Here is a 16,931-nt window from a genome sequence, read left to right as displayed (position 1 = left end):
TCCCATCAAGGGACTTTTTAAAATTAGTTTTTGATAGATCAGTTCAGTTTCACTGCAAATCCTAGCTTAATAGTATCAAAAGTATCATTTTCTAATACGATCCCTCTATAGCCTAGAGAAAAAATAAATCTAGAAGTTTCAAGATAGGCTTTAGGCTCATATAAGAATCCTCCATTATTCCCATCATTGATACCTATGGCATATCCCACATCAAGACCGGCACCGAAACCTAAATCACCTATAGGGTATAATCCTGTTAGCGCTATAGGTAAAAACTGGGCATCATCGAGATTAACATCTTTATCAGTAACATAGTGTGAGTAACCCACAGTACCTCCTAGATTAAGATTCCCATTGAATAAAGATTTCAGGTACATCAACTCGACTCCAAGACCATAATCTGCAAAATCAGCAGGGTCTCCTATGGGTAAGGCAGCCATCCCACCTATGGCAAAATCTTGATCGCCCACCACGGCAGAATTTTCATCTTGATCCACCTGTGCCTGACTGATAAAACAAGTAAGGACTAGCGCTACGGTTGTAAATATCTTTTTCATGTACTATTTTTCATGCAAGATAACTTGATAGAGCCGTGGCAGGCGTTAACTTTAAGTTAGGGCTTGTTAACGGCATGGTAGAGAAAGCATCAAAATTGCGTTGATTTTTTTAAGTAGGAACAGGTTGATTAATTCTAACTGATTAAGTTTACAACGGGATGGGTTGCGTTCTCGCTTTCGCGAAAGCGGAATAAATAATCGTTTATTAAAGTCTATTCAATCATTGTATGCATGAAATGGGAACACGCCGTTAAATCTTTCAATAACTACAACACTCTAGAGCGTGGTCTTGCAGAAAATTCCATCAAAGCCTATGCGCGGGATTTGCGTAAGCTCATACTATGGCTAGAAGAAAATGATGTTGAACTGCCCGCAGATCGACTAGAGACGCAACATCTACGAGAGTTCATCTATCATATGGCAAAGGAGATCAATCCACGATCTCAAGCGCGTCTTATCAGTAGTTTAAAAGCATTTTTTAAATATCTGGTTCTTGAAAACTACCGTGAGACTAATCCAATGGATTTGCTGGAATCGCCCAAAACACCTCGCAAATTACCCGATACACTCTCGCTAGAAGAAATAGACAACCTCATCACCCACATAGACCGCTCAACAGCAGAAGGAGAACGCAACCGCGCCATCTTAGAAACGCTGTACAGTTGCGGCTTGCGCGTGAGTGAGCTTACATCACTTAAGATAAGTGACTTGTTTTTTGATGAGGGTTTTGTAAAAGTAACGGGAAAAGGGAACAAACAGCGCTTTGTACCTATAAGCCCCTACACGATCAAAGTCATCAACCTCTATAAAAATGAGATACGCACTCATGTGAATGTCGATCCTAAGTTTACGGACACGCTATTTCTCAATCGACGTGGTAAAGGTCTTACCCGAGCGATGATTTTCCACATTATCAAACAACTCGCGATCAAGGCTGGTCTTAAAAAAAGTATTAGCCCGCACACGTTTAGGCATAGTTTTGCAACCCATTTGCTGGAAAACGGAGCTGATCTGCGCAGTATCCAAATCATGTTGGGTCACGAGAGCATAACTACCACAGAAATCTACATGCACGTAGATCGCTCCCACCTTGCTCAAGTTATGGAAAAACACCACCCCAGAGCTTGAATTAGGGACAAAAAAAACAGCTCGATTGAGCTGCTTTTCATTATCAAATTAATTTAAGATTAGAATCTGTAACCTAGATTTACTGATAACACACTGTTAGTCAAGTCATCACCAAAAGCTTCATCATCATCATAGATATTGCTCAATCCTATCATGTAACGTGCTCCAATAGATAAACCTTCAAGAGTGGTTCCTTCCAAAAATTTATAGCTTACGCCTCCACCAGCACTAAGGTCGATAGTTGCAGCATCCAGATCGGTTTCACCGGCCAGTGGCCCACCTTCTACGGTGTATTCATCATTTACGATAAAACCTATTTGAGGTCCTGCATCAATACTGAAACCTGAATCAGCTATGTAAAATTTAGCCAACACCGGTACATTTAAATAGTCTAATTTTAATTTTTGTTCGATTCCGGCATCTTCAGACTGTAATCCCTGCTGACTATAGATTACTCCAGTAAATAGAGCAAATGAATCGTTGAACATGTATTCACCTGTTAAACCGACATTGATACCAGTACGGCCATCTGCATCTTCTACACTATCACCTTGAAGTTTTGCAAAGTTTACCCCAGCCTGTACACCAAAGTCGATTTCTTGAGCCACGCTCATTGTTGTTGCGGCAACAAGTGCCATAGCTGATAAAAATAGCTTTTTCATAGTTATTTATTTTTCGACAAATCTATTGAGAACGTTGTTAAAGAGCCTTAAAAGAAAATTAATTCGTTGCCAATTATTCAAGTCATAATTCAAGACTACTTCCACACCACAATAGGATTAAACTCATAATTACATTTTTTGAGCTAACTAAATGGTGAGATTTCATATGTAAAAAAAATCATCTATTAGTAATTGACAATAAGGTGCTTAAAATCATCTGAAGCTATCAATAAATGCACATTTGTCAGCTCATTGAGCCACACCCACAAATTCATAACACTTACAATAGTAAAGTCATTGTTTTCCCGATTAAGATCTCTGGATCAACATCTTGTCTTCAATTACTCAATTACCACCGGTCAAGAAATTATCGATTGAAGTAAAGAGACTGTCAATGTTAAAAACTCTTAAATATTTACGATTTTTACGCTCCATTTAAATGTCGACCATTAATCATGAATGAAGCCACATTATATGACGTTGCGGTAATAGGAACCGGACCTGCGGGAAGTATGGCAGCTTATGATCTCGCTGCGGCTGGATTAAAAGTTCTTGTTATCGAGAAGCGAGAATTGCCACGCTACAAGGTCTGTGGTGGCGGTTTTGTATATAGAGGCCTAAGAGATCTTCCTTTTGATGCGGCAGAAGTGGTAGACCTTCAATTCAAAGAAGTAGACATTTATTTTGATGATGGCACGCATCTAGTTGCTTCTGACGATCGTCCCGTGATCAGCATGGTAATGCGAGATAAATTTGACTATCTACTTGCTGAAAAGGCTATTGAAAAAGGATCTGTTTTAAAACAGGGAGAAAAGCTGACTGCCTTACAGCATAAGTCAGATCAAATTTTACTAACCACAGATAAAAATGCTTATTCAACAAAAATGGTCGTAGCCGCAGATGGCGCGTACAGCCCTACCGCAAAAATGGCTGGCTGGACCACAGATTCCCGCACACTCATACCTGCGCTGGAATATGAGATCTACGTGAGTCCAGAAGAGTATGAAAAGCATTGCCGCAACGTGCGATTTGACATGGGTGCCGTACCTCACGGTTACGGTTGGGTATTTCCCAAAAATGGCCATCTCTCTGTAGGCGTAGGTGGTTTTGGAAACGGTGGCGGAAAGCTGGATCTCAAATCGGCATGCATGAAATATATTGATGACATGAACATCAAAAATATCGTAGAGATAAAAAAATTTGGTTTCAATATTCCTATAACGCCACGAGAAGAAGGTTTTGTGAAAAATGGTGTGTTTCTCACTGGTGACGCTGCCGGCTTTGCAGATCCCATTACCGCAGAAGGTATATCAAATTCTATTTTTTCTGGCCGGTATGCAGCTCAAGCGATCATTTCAAGTCAAGGAGATCCATATAGTGCTGCAAAAAGGTATCAAGACATTCTCGACGAGAAGCTATTACCACAGCTCGCTACCGGCCGTACTCTAGCAGCCTGGTTCTACGGAAAACCCAAACTTCGGAGTTTCCTGATCAAACACTATGGTGCAAAATTTGCTCGCTACATGACCGCTGTCTTCTGTGGCGACCGGAATTACCCTATAAATCTTAAAAAGAGGATTATCCAGAAAAGCTTGAATAGATTGGTAGGGAAAAAGTCAAAGTTGAAAAAAGCTGTCTAACATCTTAAGTATACTATAAATAAGATGATATGCCTATAAAAAACATCATATTTGATTTTGGTGATGTATTTGTGAACCTGGACAAAACCTATGTCTCGAGGCAACTCGACTCTTATTCAGTTCATGAAAGTGGACGTAGAGCTTTGGATCGGCTCAATAAGTTATATGAGGTAGGTTCCAACAGCACAAAGGAGTTTTTGAACTCGCTGCACGAGGCTATCCCTCAACTTAACTCGCAGCAATTGAAAGAAATTTGGAATGGCATGTTGCTGGATTTTCCAACAAACAGACTTGATTTTTTGGTGACGCTTTCGCGAAAGCGTACTCATAAAATTTTTCTGCTAAGCAATACCAATGATCTCCATATTGAGAATATAAAAGAAAATATGGGAGCAGATTTTGAGACTTTCAAAAATGCTTTTGATGGCTTCTACTTATCTCATGAAATAGGGTTACGCAAGCCTAATACTGACATCTATGAGTTTGTCCTGAATAAGAATAATATCAAGGCCGAAGACACTCTTTTCATAGATGATACCGTAGAAAACACTGATGCCGCGAATAAATAAGGCATCAAAACCTGGCATCTACAAGTCGGGAAAGAGGATGTGATGGATCTAGAAAATAAGTTAAGAGATTTATTCTAGATATTTCGCTTTCGCGCTGCGCCTTCGGCAAGCCTAGCCAACTACGCCGAAGTGGCTACGAAGGCAGTATGGCGACCGAGGGACAGCGTAAAAATTCCCAATAGAACTAACTATATTTCAGGTAAATGCCCTATAACCTAACTTGAGCTGATTGTTTAATTTGCAATTGGCTTAAAGTATTCAACCATGAAATTTTCCAGAATCATAATTCTCTTATTCAATCTATTTTTTAGCTCTATAGCTCATGGACAGCAGGAATATGAGGATCGTTTGGAGTATCTGTATGAGAACATCGTGCGTACCCAGTATTCTAAGCTGGACAGCATGTCTTATTTCATTTCTGCTTTGGAGAAAAGCATTCAACCAAGTGATTCCGTATGGTTGTCAAAATATCATTCTGTAAGCGGCTTGTATGCGTTCAATAAATCTGATTATGAAAAATCGATACAAGAACAGGAAAAAGCCCTCGAGATCGCTGAAGCACTAGACAACGATTTCTTGCGCGGAAAAGCGTATCAGCGACTAGGAGTTGTCTATAAATATCAAGGTATTTACGATAGAGCGTTGGGATATTTTCAAAAGGCAAGGAACCGTTCCAGAAATGCGAGAGACTGGAAAACCGCAGCAACTGCAGAGATGGCTTTATGCCAGACCTACTGGCGACTAGGTGATATAAAAAAAGCCACAGAATATATTGATAAAGCATTAGAAACAGCGGAAGAGCACAAGCTGAAAAACGATGTGGCTTTCGGGCTGTTTTTAGAGAAAGGAACGACACTTTATTTTCAAGGAGCTTTTGATGATGCGATGTTTCATTTCAAAAAAGCGGAGAGCATTGTTCAAGACACCCAGCACTTGGAAGGCATTGCAGCGCTCTATACTAATATGGGCGCCGTGATGTTTTTCAAAAATGATCTAGACGCTGCAATAGGATACTATACGACTGGATTGGATCTGGCAAGGGATTTTGGCGATCAGGTAAGTGAGGGAATCGCGATGATAAATATAGGTGAAGCGCTATACAACCAGAAAAAATTTGAGCCAGCGGAAAAATACTTAAAAGAGGCATTACTTATTTTCAAAAAGCTAGGCAGTAGAAGAAACATTGTGGATACTTATGGCTATTTACACGAGCTAGAGCAACTTAAAGGAAATCATCAAAAGGCTCTCGACTATTTCAAACTAAAAACTATACATCGGGATTCCATTATAAATGCTCAAAAGCTGGAAACGATCTCCAACTTAGAAGTCAAGTTTGAGACTGCTGAAAAAGAACGCAAAATTACTGAACAGAATCTTGAAATTCAGACTCAAAACGCTACGATTGCTTCACAAAGACTTACACAGCTTTCTTTGACAGGCGGCCTTACTTTTCTGATTTTGGGCGGTATATTCTTTTATTACTATTACAGATCAAAGCAGCGACAAAAGCTTCAAGCTGCAGTGCTGCATGAAAAAGAAAGAGGATTTGAAGCAGTTGTAAAAGCTTCAGAAGATGAGCGAAAACGCATCAGTAAAGATCTGCACGATGGAATAGGTCAAGAAATGTCAGCGCTTAAACTGGCGCTTCATCACATAAAAAATCGAGAGGAAGATCTTGAAAAGAAGGAAGAACTCGATAAAATATATGAGTCTTGCTCAAAAAGCGCCGATGATATTAGAGACATCTCTCATCAAATGATGCCTCGTAGTTTAATGGAGAACGGTCTCGTAAATGCCTTTGAAGATTTGCTGAACAACTCTTTCAAATACTCGGAAATATCATATAATTTTGAGCATAATGGTGTTCAAGACAAGCGCTTTGAAGAGCGTATTGAGATTTGTCTCTATCGTGTTTTGCAGGAATTGATCAATAATATAATTAAACATTCAGGTGCTACAGAAATGAGTGTTCTACTCTACAAGCAAAAAGATAACCTTATCCTTATGGTAGATGATAATGGTGTGGGAATGAAAGGCTCTTCTGAGGAAGGGCATGGTGTGCTCAATATGAAAAGCCGTATAGACATGATTAAGGGGAGTATCAATTTTGAGCCTAGTCACCAGTCGGGCACATCAGCGATGATTGTTATTCCACTACAATAATCGGTAGTATTATCCTCTAAATGGAACAATAGTTGATAAATTTCACAAAACCTAAGTATGAAGTTCTTTTACTTTATCACAGCTCTATTTTTATTCCAATCATGTGTTCCCGTTCAAGTAGCACCAAAACTTAAAAACGATAAAGTCACAAAGGGAAAGAAGTTCAAAAAGGATTTGCCTGATGTCTATACCTACATTTTTAGAGATCCAAAGGATGTAGACGAGTTCTACAACTACATCAATATTAAGTATGAATGCAACGATGAATATGTTGATGACATGGTGCCCGTCATCATAGATGATCATTTGTATTATCTATCATGGTATGAAACTGATAAATCATCTTCTACCTGGAATCTAGGCGGTATGATAGTAGATAAAGCCCTTGAAAATGAAGGCGTATCGCCCCTATTTGATCGCACGGGCTATACCAGAACAAGTGATACCTGGTATATCGCGTTGCATTTACTAGACTTCCAGCGAAATGACGTTTTACATCCAGATCATGAAAAACGGGATCGCGCTATTGAATTCTTCAAAGAAATGAGGCAGGAATACCTAAGCACCGATAATTATTACCAAGCATATTTAAAGAGAGGTTATTGAGTTCATGAGTAGCGGCGGATCGCATCCACCTATGAGTTGATGAGTTAGTGAGTTGTGAGTAGTGGATTGCATCCACCTGTGAGTTTGTGAGTGGTGATGGGTTGATCCGTTTAGTGAAATCAAAATGGCATGTGACCGTATTGAAGCATTGTCAAAATAAAAAAGCCATTCTGCTGACACAGAATGGCTTTTCACATTTTAACTTAACTAACTTAATTAACCAATTATTTCTTGTTCAAGAAGTCATTAACAAGTTCTGGAGCCATGATGGCACTTACAAAAGTGTAGGCACCTGTCTTAGGTGACTTGACCATCTTGATCGCTTTAGTTAATCTTTTCGAGCCTGATTGTAGGGTTGCGATTGATTTCTTTGCCATGACTTAATTATTTGATTTCTTTATGAACAGTCATACGCTTAAGGATCGGGTTGAATTTTTTCAATTCAAGACGATCTGGCGTATTCTTTTTATTCTTTGTAGTGATGTAACGAGACATACCTGGCTGTCCAGATTCTTTGTGCTCAGTACATTGTAGGATAACCTGGATTCTATTTCCTTTACTCTTTGCCATCTTCTAATTCTTTAAACAGATTACTTTGTGGTGTACCCGTTTGCACGAGCTTCCTTCATCATTTGGGTGATTCCCTTTTTATTGACGTTTTTGATAGCTCTTGCAGATACTTTCAAAGTAACGTACTTATCTTCTTCTGGCAGGTAGAATTTTTTCTTGAACAAGTTCACGTCAAATTTACGCTTCGTCTTATTCATTGCGTGGGAAACGTTGTTCCCTACCATCGCTTTTTTACCAGTAAGTTCACAAACTCGTGACATGATTCTCGGTGTTTAAAATCGGATTGCAAAATAACAAATATAAAATGGAACTCACAAGCAAGAATTCATCACTTTTTGATTAATATTTTTTGCAACAGCTCCAGCGACTTGTTTACCGTTTTCTGCACTACGCGTTCTCGGTTGTTTCCCATTAGAAATTTACAGGCTTCCGCACCATTCTCATCGGCGATTCCTATGTAGACGGTTCCTACCTCAGCATCGCTGTCTCCCTTGCTGGGACCGGCATTCCCAGTAGTGGCTATAGCGATATCGCTTTTGAATTTTACGCGAGCTTGAGCAGCCATGGCAGTCGCTACCTCAGCACTGACCACACTATTTTCATCGATCAACTTCCCTTCAATTCCTAAAATATCAATTTTGGACTGCGTGGCATAAGTGATCGTACTACCTTTAAAAACGGTAGATGCCCCAGGGATTTCTGTTATCAGATTTGCAATTTTGCCTCCCGTACAACTTTCGGCAGTGGCGATGGTTTTCCTTTTTTCCTTGAGTAGATTAAAAACCGTATGAACTAGCGATTCACCATTGCTCTCCCCTACGATGATATCGCCTATCAAATCGTAAAGCGCTTTTACCTGAGCCGCAACTGAAGTTTCTACCTCAACACGATCCATCCCGATACTGGAAAGGCGCAACCTGACCATTCCTGAGCTAGGCAGGTAGGCAAGTTTGATCGTTTCAGGCAGGGCATTTTCCCATGCTTCAATACGTTTTGCGATCGTGCTTTCCCCCACTCCTGCTGTAATCATGGTGCGGTGGTGTATGAACGGTAGATTTCCTTTTTTGATGATCTCAGGCAAAACTCCAGAGGTCATGATTCCCTTCATCTCAAAAGGCACGCCGGGCATGGATACAAAAATCGTATCGTTCTTTTCCATCCAAAGCCCTGGCGCCGTCCCATAGTCATTATGTAGGATTCTCGCTTTGCTGGGAACTAGGGCCTGGTCTCTATTTGCGGGTAAAATAGCGTCTTTCACATACTTTGAAAAAATATTCTCTATGTGCTCCAGTACCGTTTGGTTCAGCACTAATTCATCATCAAAATACTCACAGATCGTGCTTTTGGTAACGTCATCTTTTGTGGGACCCAGACCGCCGGTTATTAGGACGAGGTCTGATTGTTGTTCCGCTTTCGCGAAAGCGGAAAGAATATGCACCCTATCGTCATTAATCGTGATAATCTCATAAACAGAAACCCCCACGTTATTGAGCTGCTGCCCCATCCAGGCCGAATTTGTATCTACGATCTGGCCTATCAAGATCTCATCGCCTATGGTAATAATGGTAGCTTTCAAATTGTTGCTTTTAAGAATGAAATATGCGCTGTATTATAGGAAGAAATTCCAAACCAGACCAAACCGTATCGTCAAATCGCGATAGGGATGTCTGGGAGCGCTGAAATAGTTTTGCTCTCCAAAAGGTGCATTTGCGTGTTCCACCTTGAAGAATATACGAGTCTGTCTTATGCGGGCATTGACAAAAAAATCCACTAATGGAAACGCGCCCAGCTCTTCACGCTGCTGACTGTAGAATTCCCCCAGCACGGGATCGTAACCGTCCATAAAATAGCTGGAAAAATACTTAAACGTGATACCGGTTTGCAACTGCAGGGCACGCTTAAAGAAGCGGTTTTTGTAATACAAAGTGTTGCGCGTCACAAACTCGGGAACATTGATCGCATTATCGCTTTGGGAGACGTTTTGATACATCACTGTGTGATCCATCCCAAAATTCCATGGCAACTTATGCTCTTTGTGTAACTTGACTTTAAGATGTGTAATCCCAGAACCTGCCTGAGCAGGGCGTACATCGTACCCTAAAGTATCCATCGCAGCATTCAACCGCAGTCGTTCTTCAAAAAAGACTTGATCCTGAATGGTGTTCAGACTTAACTCCATATCCAGGTATTTTTCAGACTCGGCTTTGAAGTACAGTTCTTGAGTTCTGACGTTATCAAAATCATTGAACCAGTTGTAGTTCACATAATTACTCTGAAAAAGGAGGTAGTTGAAATCCGGACTGCTGTTGTTTACCGCAATCCCAGCCTCTAGCTGAGAATCAAAAATCTCATAACCGGCGCTCGCTCTCACAAATTGACCTTCTACGTCGCCCGCAAAATTCACCCCAGCAGCAGATTTGAAATCAAATTTGCCTATTTGTTTCTCAAACGCTCCTTGAAACTGATAAATCTCCCCTAAGATTCTATTAGGAATGATTTGATCCTCCAGATTGAGTCTGCGTGAGTAGCCATAGTTGAATTTTTTTCTGGACAATCCCGCCTGGAAATAACCCAATAAATAGTGGTCAAAGGTCGCACCCAGCTCTATTTCTCCTTCTTCAAGATCCGTAGTGTTGATGATAGCTCCGCTTCTGTAAACTTCACCAAGCAAACTCTCATTAGGTGAAGTTTGTGAAAAACGGTAAAACTTATCCTCGTAATAAGCTTTATTATAAACTCTTGCACTATAATAAGAAGCGCTGTCTTTATTACGCAAGACTTCATAATCATGATCGATATAAAAACGCTTGCCGTCGAGAAGCGATTCTGCATTGGTTAGGTTGGGATCAAGCCTTGCACGATCGTCAAAATCTTCATCATTATTTAAAAAACCTTCCAGAGCCTCGGGTGTCAGGCCACCATTCTCTTCGTTAAATTGATCTTGAAAGGTAGTGTGTAGGCGTAATCTGTAGCGTTTATCTTTAGTAAAGTAGCTCGAGGTAAATTTAAAATTACCCGTACTGGTGAGCGTATTCACATAATCTCCCGCGCTACGCATTCCTTTATAAGAGATTGAAAAATTGTATTGAGGCGACAAATTGGTCGTGAAAAGCGCATCGAGCTGCTGGCCTTGATTTACCGCAGTTTTGAAATATAATTCAGTAAGCGGTGTGGGAACATAGTAATCATACACATCTTCCACCTCATAATAATTATCATGCCTTGCTCTGGCGCCCAGTCGCGGTTCCAGCCTGTCCAGATCATAAGTCCTACTGAGCTTGTTATACGGACGGCCGATGTTAGCAAACGGAATCAGTTCAAAATTATCTTGACGTAGATAATTGAACTTATACTCCTTTTTCATGTTCAGCGTAGTGTCCACAAAAGTGGTATCTCGATCTTGGGAGATGATCAAATAGTCCGTAATGGGAGGTTTCTCGCCTTCCACATTCACACTTTTATTGTCCAGCGGTTCAATCGTTCCACGAGAATTGGGAACTTTGGTCAGTTTGTCTGGCCTGGTCTGAGCGCAAAGCACCACAGGGATCAAAAAGCAAAAGAAAAGAAGTAATTTATTGCAATTCATATTCAGAGGTCAAAAGTAACGCAATACGCACAACTTCTAGAGTATTGCACGGTATTAGATACTTTGGTGAGCAAACGGTATTTTTGGCGCAATGTTGCTTTCAAAAATCCATAAAGAATTACTGGAATGCGGTACTGATGAAGCCGGCCGCGGTTGTCTTGCGGGTCCTGTTACCGCAGCGGCCGTTATCCTTCCAGATGATTTTGCCTGTGAACTGTTGAATGATAGTAAGACGCTTTCGCGAAAGCGTAGAGACCTTCTCAGACCACTCATAGAAAAGGAAGCCATGGCCTATCACGTGGCTCACGTTATGATGGAAGAAATTGACGAAATCAATATTTTAAACGCCAGCATCAAAGCCATGCATCTTGCCATTTCAGGACTTCAAATGACACCTGAACACATCGCAGTAGACGGTAACAGGTTCACAAATTTTGCAGAAATCCCCCACACCACGGTGATCAAGGGCGATGGGAAATATTTGCATATCGCTGCTGCATCAGTTTTGGCAAAAACTTATCGTGATGATTTTATGGCGCAAATTGCACGGGAATACCCAGAATACGGCTGGGAGCGCAATCAGGGTTATCCCACCCGCGCGCATCGTGAAGCCATTAGAGAACACGGCGCTACAAAGTACCACCGTAAAAGTTTTAAATTATTGCCCCAGCAACTGACCTTGAAACTCTAAAAACGGACTATCTATAAGTCTGTAGCGTTTGTCGTTTAGATAAAAGTTAAATACGCTCCTTGGGATTTATATTTTTTATTTTTGGGATAAGAAGTTTCTTTATGAGAATTGCCCCTATTCTATTGATTTTGATATGTTTGATTATGGCGTGTGAGGACCAACCCTCCAGCTATGACAGCGATCTGATCCACTACATTCCTGAAGATTCTAAAATCATCATCGATACTGATGATGTTTCAACCAGCATAAATTGGTTACAAGGCAGCGAACTTTATCAATCCGTTAGGGAATTAGAGCGAGTTCAGGAGATAGAAAGTGCGATGCAGTTTTTGAAAAACTATCCTATTGAGGAGGAATCTTTCATCGCTCTAAGCATGGAAGGCAGGAATGAAACCGTGATTACTCTTGTCTCTGAAAATTCTGTATTTCAACAGCAAAGGTCAATTGCAGTTGACAGCTTGACCTACAACGACCAGAAAATCTATCAAGGCGCAGACAAGGATCATTACTTTACACAAATAGATAAAGTGCTTCTCGCCAGTTCCTCCAGATTGGTTCTGGAGAGCTTGATCAGAAGGTCCATAAGCGATTACGTCTTTGACCAGAGTTTTTCAGAAATCTACAGCCGTACGGGTGGTGGGGAATTTTCGCTGTATTTTAAAGGGGCAAATGATGAATGGCTCAAGCAATATCTAGCAGGCAACAATATAGATGACCGCCTTACGGATGCCTATTGGTATCAAGTGGAGCCTAGCTATGGTTCCAGTGGTTTAGAATTGGACGGTCTTGTCACCTATCCCGATACGGTCAAGATTTATCAATCCCTTTTCAATAAAATAGTTCCAGTAAAGAACGAGGTTCCTGAGATTATTCCGCTCTCAGCTCGGGAAGTAAAATCGATCACTTTTTCAAAAGCTGATGAACTTATAAATAATCTAGAGCAATACCATTCTAACGAAATACGACTGAGTGGTTTTGTCAATCAGCTGTTTGAAAATACTCAAGAAATGACCGAAATTGAGTTGGGCGCCGAAACCACTCTTGCTTTCACATTGAAGCCTTACGAAACTTTGTTTGTAGACCTAGATTCTTTGAGTTCTGAAAAATACACCTACCGCAACCAGCAAATCTTCAAATTGAATGCGCCTTTAAATACCCAGAAATTCAAACCGCTTTTAAAAAGCAATAAATATGAGTACACCTTGCAAACCTCAAAATTTATGGTGTTTGCTAAATCTATTAAGTCGCTCGAGGAAATTGTCAGTAATATTCAAAATGGTACTGTAGTAGGATCCCAAAACTGGTGGATCAACCTAAAAAAAGATCTGAGTGATGAGAGTACACTGCTGCGATTGACTAATATTAAAAAACTACAAAATCTACCGACGCTTAAAAGTGATCAGGACAAGAAACTGCTAAAAAAGCTGGATCAGGATAGGTATCCGTTTTTGGTAAGTCAGTACGTTCATGAAGATGAATATGCCCACTATCATTTCAAGCTACCGCAAGTGGATCAAAACGCGGCACAAGCTTCTACCGGGCAATTGATGAGTTATCGCACTGACAAAGAAATAATTTCTGGTCCGTTTCTTTTTCCAAACCACCTTACTCAGCAACACGATGTGGCTTATCAGGATGAAGACCTCAATTTGCATCTTATCAACAACAAAGGCAAAAAGCTGTGGAGCAAACAGCTGGACGCGCCTATTCTGGGAAATATCGAGGCTGTAGATGCCTACAAAAACAAAAGGCAACAACTTGTTTTTGCTACGGATCAATCGGTTTACTTTCTAGATCGCAATGGTCGGGATGTAAATGCATTTCCGTACAAAATTTCAGGAGGTATTACCCAACCTCTCAGTGTTTTTGATTATGACAACAATCGCAATTACCGATTTCTAGCGACGAGTGGCAGCAAGTTGGTTATGCTCAATCGGGACGGAAAAATAGTTACCGGTTTCAAATACCAGCCTACGTCAGATGTCATTACTCAACCACAACATCACAGAGTACGCACCAAGGATTATATCGTTTTTGGAACTGCTGATAATACCTTAAGAATTCTAAGCAGAGTTGGAAAAATAAGGACGCCTGTCAAAACGAAAATCAACATTTCACAAGGTCTATTTTTTGAGGACGGGAAAGCCTTAATTCCTTCCACGGGTGAACAAACCGTTCAAGTGGATCTAGGTAATGGATCAATTTCAAAAAGTAAAGACGTACTAAAAAAACCTGCCTTTGCTATTAAAGCTGGACTAGAATTCAGACAAAAGAACAATGAATTATCCATCAACGGTAAGGAAGTCGATCTCCCTTATGGAACTTATGAAAACGGGAAAATCTTTACTTTTGAAAAAGAATCTTATGTCGCTGTTTTAGAACAAGGAGAGAACAAAATCTACATCTTTGACATGGACGGCGATTTAATCGCTGGGCTACCAGTTTATGGTAGTAAGAGTCTAGATTTAGCCAAATCTAATTTTAGGTATCTAGTCACTCAAGATGAACGGGACATCATTCTGTATAAGTGGTGATTTTTGAGTGCTTGAAGCTTGACTCTTGACTCTTGGCTAAGGTTTAAAAAATCCAATTAATAAAAAACGATCACAATTTTTTTTATCTCCTAATCCAGTGCTTCCTCAAACTTGATCTCAAAGGCATTGATAATGTGCTGCACCCATTTTTCCTCGCGAGTGAAAAAATCTGAGTTCCTGAATTTGGATCTGTTCTCATGAAACTCTTTATAACCGTCTTTCAGGTAAAGCTCGGGAAGTTGGGGATGAACATAATATTTCTTACAGACAGATCGCGTGTTTCCCAGTGCCTCTGCCGCTGCGTCCATTCCGCTGATGATATTTTTCTCACGCTGTTTAAGTTCTTTCGTAATATCTAAACCAGATACGTGAGTGAAGAATTCAGTAGAAGCGCCCCAGGTTCTAAAATCCTTTGCGCTGAACATCTCTCCAGCATTTTCTCTAATGTATTCATTGACCATAGAACTATCAATTGAGTGGTGACCACCTCGTGCGTCGTAATATTGAAATAGTTCCCAGCCGGGTATCTCTTCACTCTCCTTGATGAGTTGCATCAATTCAGGATCATCTATTTCTTGGGATTGCATGACTCCCTTTTTGCCTTTAAACTCAAATTTGAGGTGTCCGTGATCTTCTCTAACATGTCGCGTTCTCAGGGTGCTCAAACCGTAGGTTTTATTGGTTTCAGCATAATAGGAACTGCCCACTCTTATGTGGGTTTCATCCATGATTTTAATTACTAATGCCAGGCATTTGCTCAGGTTCATTTCTTCTTGTTCCAGATCCTGTTCTACTCGAGATCTTAGTTTAGGTAACGCTTTCGCGAAAGCGGACATCTTAAAAAACTTAGTCTGATTGCGCAGCATCATCCATAAGTTGTGATACAGATATACCTTGCGCTGCTTGTCATCACGTCCTACAACTTGCAAATGACCGTTAGGAAGTTCACTAATGCGCACTTCTTGCCACGCAGGTGGTATCACAAGAGACTTGATGCGCTTGATCTGGTCCTTATCTGTAAGCCTATCCTTATTATTGATCAAATAAGTAAAGCCCCTACCATGGGGCTTGCGATAAATATTGAGGTGGTGATCATTGATATAGACCAGATCGGCAACCTGAGCAGCATATTCAGGCTCAGTAAGCATCTCTTTGATTTGTTCAGGAGTGAGGGTCATTTTTACTAAATGAAAATCAAATTACAAACCAGACTTCTCAAGTTTTCTATTGAGTTTTTTGACCTCTTGATTGCGCTTGTGCTCCATATAATAGTTATAAGCGGTCAAGGCAAGTTGTGCTACGGTAAGTACTTTAAATAAACGTTTCATGTTTTTCTTTTAAAAATAACACCAACTCCCTTAATTATTTTAAAATCACACAAGAGCTTAACAGATTTATGCAGAATTTTCACACAAATTATGAGAGCAGCTGATTCTATTATAAAATTTTCAGCCCAAGTGGATAACAAACCTTGTCAAAACTGCATACTGAAAGCCACTCCATAACGATCCTCATCGATTGTAGGAAAAAAAGTGACGCCTCTAGTTTTCTTAAACGGATTCCAAGGAATAATGGGATCAAAATGATATACGATTTCAGTAATCAGCATTGCGATACCTGCGCCCACGATCACATCACTGATGAAATGCTCATTATTTGCCATTCTGAATCCGCCAGTAGTAGCGGCAAAAAAATATCCGGAATATCCCAACAATGGTGCAGTATCTTGATACTCATGCCTGAGCACGCTGGCACCCATAAAAGCAAAAGAGGTGTGACCAGAAGGAAATGAATTAGGCTGCCTGCCGGTGGGACGCCGTTTAAAAATCCATTCTTTGATTTTAAATGTGACCCAATCAGTGGCATATCCAGCAATGAACAGGTTTTTAGACTGGTCAAACCAGTGATTTTTTGCTTCGATTCCTGCAACATTTGCGATGCCTATTTCTGCAAGTGGAATGAAGCGTGTATAATCGTCGGCTCTCCATAAAAAGTCATCGCCAGTCTGTCGCCTGACAAATTTTTGTAAATCGAGTTCCAGGTCACTGCTGCTCAATAAACTACCACCAGCAATCATCCCGAGAGGAAGCGCCGCCTTTCTGAAAAAAGATTTTTTGGTTTTAAATGGAGTCGTGGTAGAATCAATCACGGATTGAGCACAACCAGAAAGGACTGTTACGGTCAACATTAAGAACAGCAGAAACTGCTTTGCTACCATCAGCACT

General features: G+C 40.5%; 17 protein-coding genes. 7 read left to right on the top strand and 10 right to left on the bottom strand.

The window, feature by feature from the left end:
• Positions 1-38: 38 nt before the first annotated feature.
• Positions 39-557 carry a hypothetical protein gene (locus tag BST97_RS00720; protein WP_085765444.1) on the bottom strand — a complete coding sequence of 173 codons (519 nt, stop codon included), beginning with the start codon at positions 555-557 and terminating at the stop codon, positions 39-41.
• A gap of 231 nt (positions 558-788) precedes the next feature.
• Between BST97_RS00720 and xerD the strand changes: the two genes are divergently transcribed.
• Positions 789-1,685, top strand: coding sequence for a site-specific tyrosine recombinase XerD (xerD, locus tag BST97_RS00715; protein WP_085765443.1), 897 nt, complete (start codon positions 789-791; stop codon positions 1,683-1,685).
• 59 nt (positions 1,686-1,744) lie between these two features.
• Here the strand turns inward: xerD and BST97_RS00710 are convergent, their stop codons facing one another.
• Positions 1,745-2,347, bottom strand: a complete 603-nt coding sequence (locus tag BST97_RS00710; RefSeq protein ID WP_085765442.1) for a porin family protein — start codon at positions 2,345-2,347, stop codon at positions 1,745-1,747.
• 455 nt (positions 2,348-2,802) lie between these two features.
• Between BST97_RS00710 and BST97_RS00705 the strand changes: the two genes are divergently transcribed.
• The 4 genes from BST97_RS00705 (at position 2,803) to BST97_RS00690 (ending at position 7,325) form a co-directional block, all read left to right on the top strand.
• Entirely contained in the window at positions 2,803-3,987 is a 1,185-nt protein-coding gene (locus BST97_RS00705; protein ID WP_085765441.1) for an NAD(P)/FAD-dependent oxidoreductase, read from the top strand.
• A gap of 29 nt (positions 3,988-4,016) precedes the next feature.
• The gene (locus BST97_RS00700; RefSeq protein ID WP_245833615.1) at positions 4,017-4,556 is read left to right on the top strand and encodes an HAD family hydrolase; all 540 of its coding nucleotides are present in this window, start codon (positions 4,017-4,019) and stop codon (positions 4,554-4,556) included.
• 264 nt (positions 4,557-4,820) lie between these two features.
• Positions 4,821-6,719: a tetratricopeptide repeat-containing sensor histidine kinase gene (locus BST97_RS00695; protein WP_085765440.1), complete on the top strand. Its 1,899-nt coding sequence runs from the start codon at positions 4,821-4,823 to the stop codon at positions 6,717-6,719.
• A 57-nt stretch (positions 6,720-6,776) separates the two neighbouring features.
• Positions 6,777-7,325 carry a hypothetical protein gene (locus BST97_RS00690; RefSeq protein ID WP_085765439.1) on the top strand — a complete coding sequence of 183 codons (549 nt, stop codon included), beginning with the start codon at positions 6,777-6,779 and terminating at the stop codon, positions 7,323-7,325.
• Positions 7,326-7,549: 224 nt separating this feature from the next.
• Here BST97_RS00690 and BST97_RS00685 read toward each other — a convergent pair whose 3' ends face one another.
• The 5 genes from BST97_RS00685 to BST97_RS00665 all read right to left on the bottom strand — a co-directional run bounded on the left by BST97_RS00685 (position 7,550) and on the right by BST97_RS00665 (position 11,481).
• Positions 7,550-7,702, bottom strand: coding sequence for a DUF4295 domain-containing protein (locus BST97_RS00685; RefSeq protein WP_085765438.1), 153 nt, complete (start codon positions 7,700-7,702; stop codon positions 7,550-7,552).
• A gap of 7 nt (positions 7,703-7,709) precedes the next feature.
• On the bottom strand, positions 7,710-7,895 hold the full coding sequence (gene rpmG, locus BST97_RS00680; protein WP_085765437.1) for a 50S ribosomal protein L33: 186 nt from the start codon (positions 7,893-7,895) through the stop codon (positions 7,710-7,712).
• A gap of 20 nt (positions 7,896-7,915) precedes the next feature.
• On the bottom strand, positions 7,916-8,155 hold the full coding sequence (gene rpmB, locus BST97_RS00675; protein ID WP_085765436.1) for a 50S ribosomal protein L28: 240 nt from the start codon (positions 8,153-8,155) through the stop codon (positions 7,916-7,918).
• Positions 8,156-8,223: 68 nt separating this feature from the next.
• Positions 8,224-9,471, bottom strand: a complete 1,248-nt coding sequence (locus BST97_RS00670; RefSeq protein WP_085765435.1) for a CinA family nicotinamide mononucleotide deamidase-related protein — start codon at positions 9,469-9,471, stop codon at positions 8,224-8,226.
• A 33-nt stretch (positions 9,472-9,504) separates the two neighbouring features.
• On the bottom strand, positions 9,505-11,481 hold the full coding sequence (locus BST97_RS00665) for a putative porin (RefSeq protein WP_085765434.1): 1,977 nt from the start codon (positions 11,479-11,481) through the stop codon (positions 9,505-9,507).
• A 91-nt stretch (positions 11,482-11,572) separates the two neighbouring features.
• Here BST97_RS00665 and BST97_RS00660 point away from each other — a divergent pair, with 91 nt between their 5' ends.
• Positions 11,573-12,172 carry a ribonuclease HII gene (locus tag BST97_RS00660; RefSeq protein ID WP_085765433.1) on the top strand — a complete coding sequence of 200 codons (600 nt, stop codon included), beginning with the start codon at positions 11,573-11,575 and terminating at the stop codon, positions 12,170-12,172.
• Between the two features lie 101 nt (positions 12,173-12,273).
• The gene (locus BST97_RS00655; RefSeq protein WP_085765432.1) at positions 12,274-14,706 is read left to right on the top strand and encodes a hypothetical protein; all 2,433 of its coding nucleotides are present in this window, start codon (positions 12,274-12,276) and stop codon (positions 14,704-14,706) included.
• An 89-nt stretch (positions 14,707-14,795) separates the two neighbouring features.
• Here the strand turns inward: BST97_RS00655 and BST97_RS00650 are convergent, their stop codons facing one another.
• The 3 genes from BST97_RS00650 to BST97_RS00645 form a co-directional block, all read right to left on the bottom strand.
• Positions 14,796-15,884, bottom strand: a complete 1,089-nt coding sequence (locus tag BST97_RS00650; RefSeq protein WP_085765431.1) for a DNA topoisomerase IB — start codon at positions 15,882-15,884, stop codon at positions 14,796-14,798.
• Between the two features lie 21 nt (positions 15,885-15,905).
• Positions 15,906-16,034 (bottom strand): hypothetical protein, encoded by a 129-nt coding sequence (locus BST97_RS16205; RefSeq protein WP_262497052.1) that lies wholly within the window; start codon positions 16,032-16,034, stop codon positions 15,906-15,908.
• A gap of 146 nt (positions 16,035-16,180) precedes the next feature.
• Positions 16,181-16,924 (bottom strand): phosphatase PAP2 family protein, encoded by a 744-nt coding sequence (locus BST97_RS00645; RefSeq protein ID WP_085768098.1) that lies wholly within the window; start codon positions 16,922-16,924, stop codon positions 16,181-16,183.
• Positions 16,925-16,931 lie beyond the last annotated feature (7 nt).

This window comes from Nonlabens spongiae (assembly GCF_002117125.1).
Taxonomy (GTDB): Bacteria; Bacteroidota; Bacteroidia; order Flavobacteriales; family Flavobacteriaceae; genus Nonlabens; species Nonlabens spongiae.
Note: the sequence above shows the minus strand (reverse complement) of the source record. Positions and strands in the feature narration are given on the sequence as shown.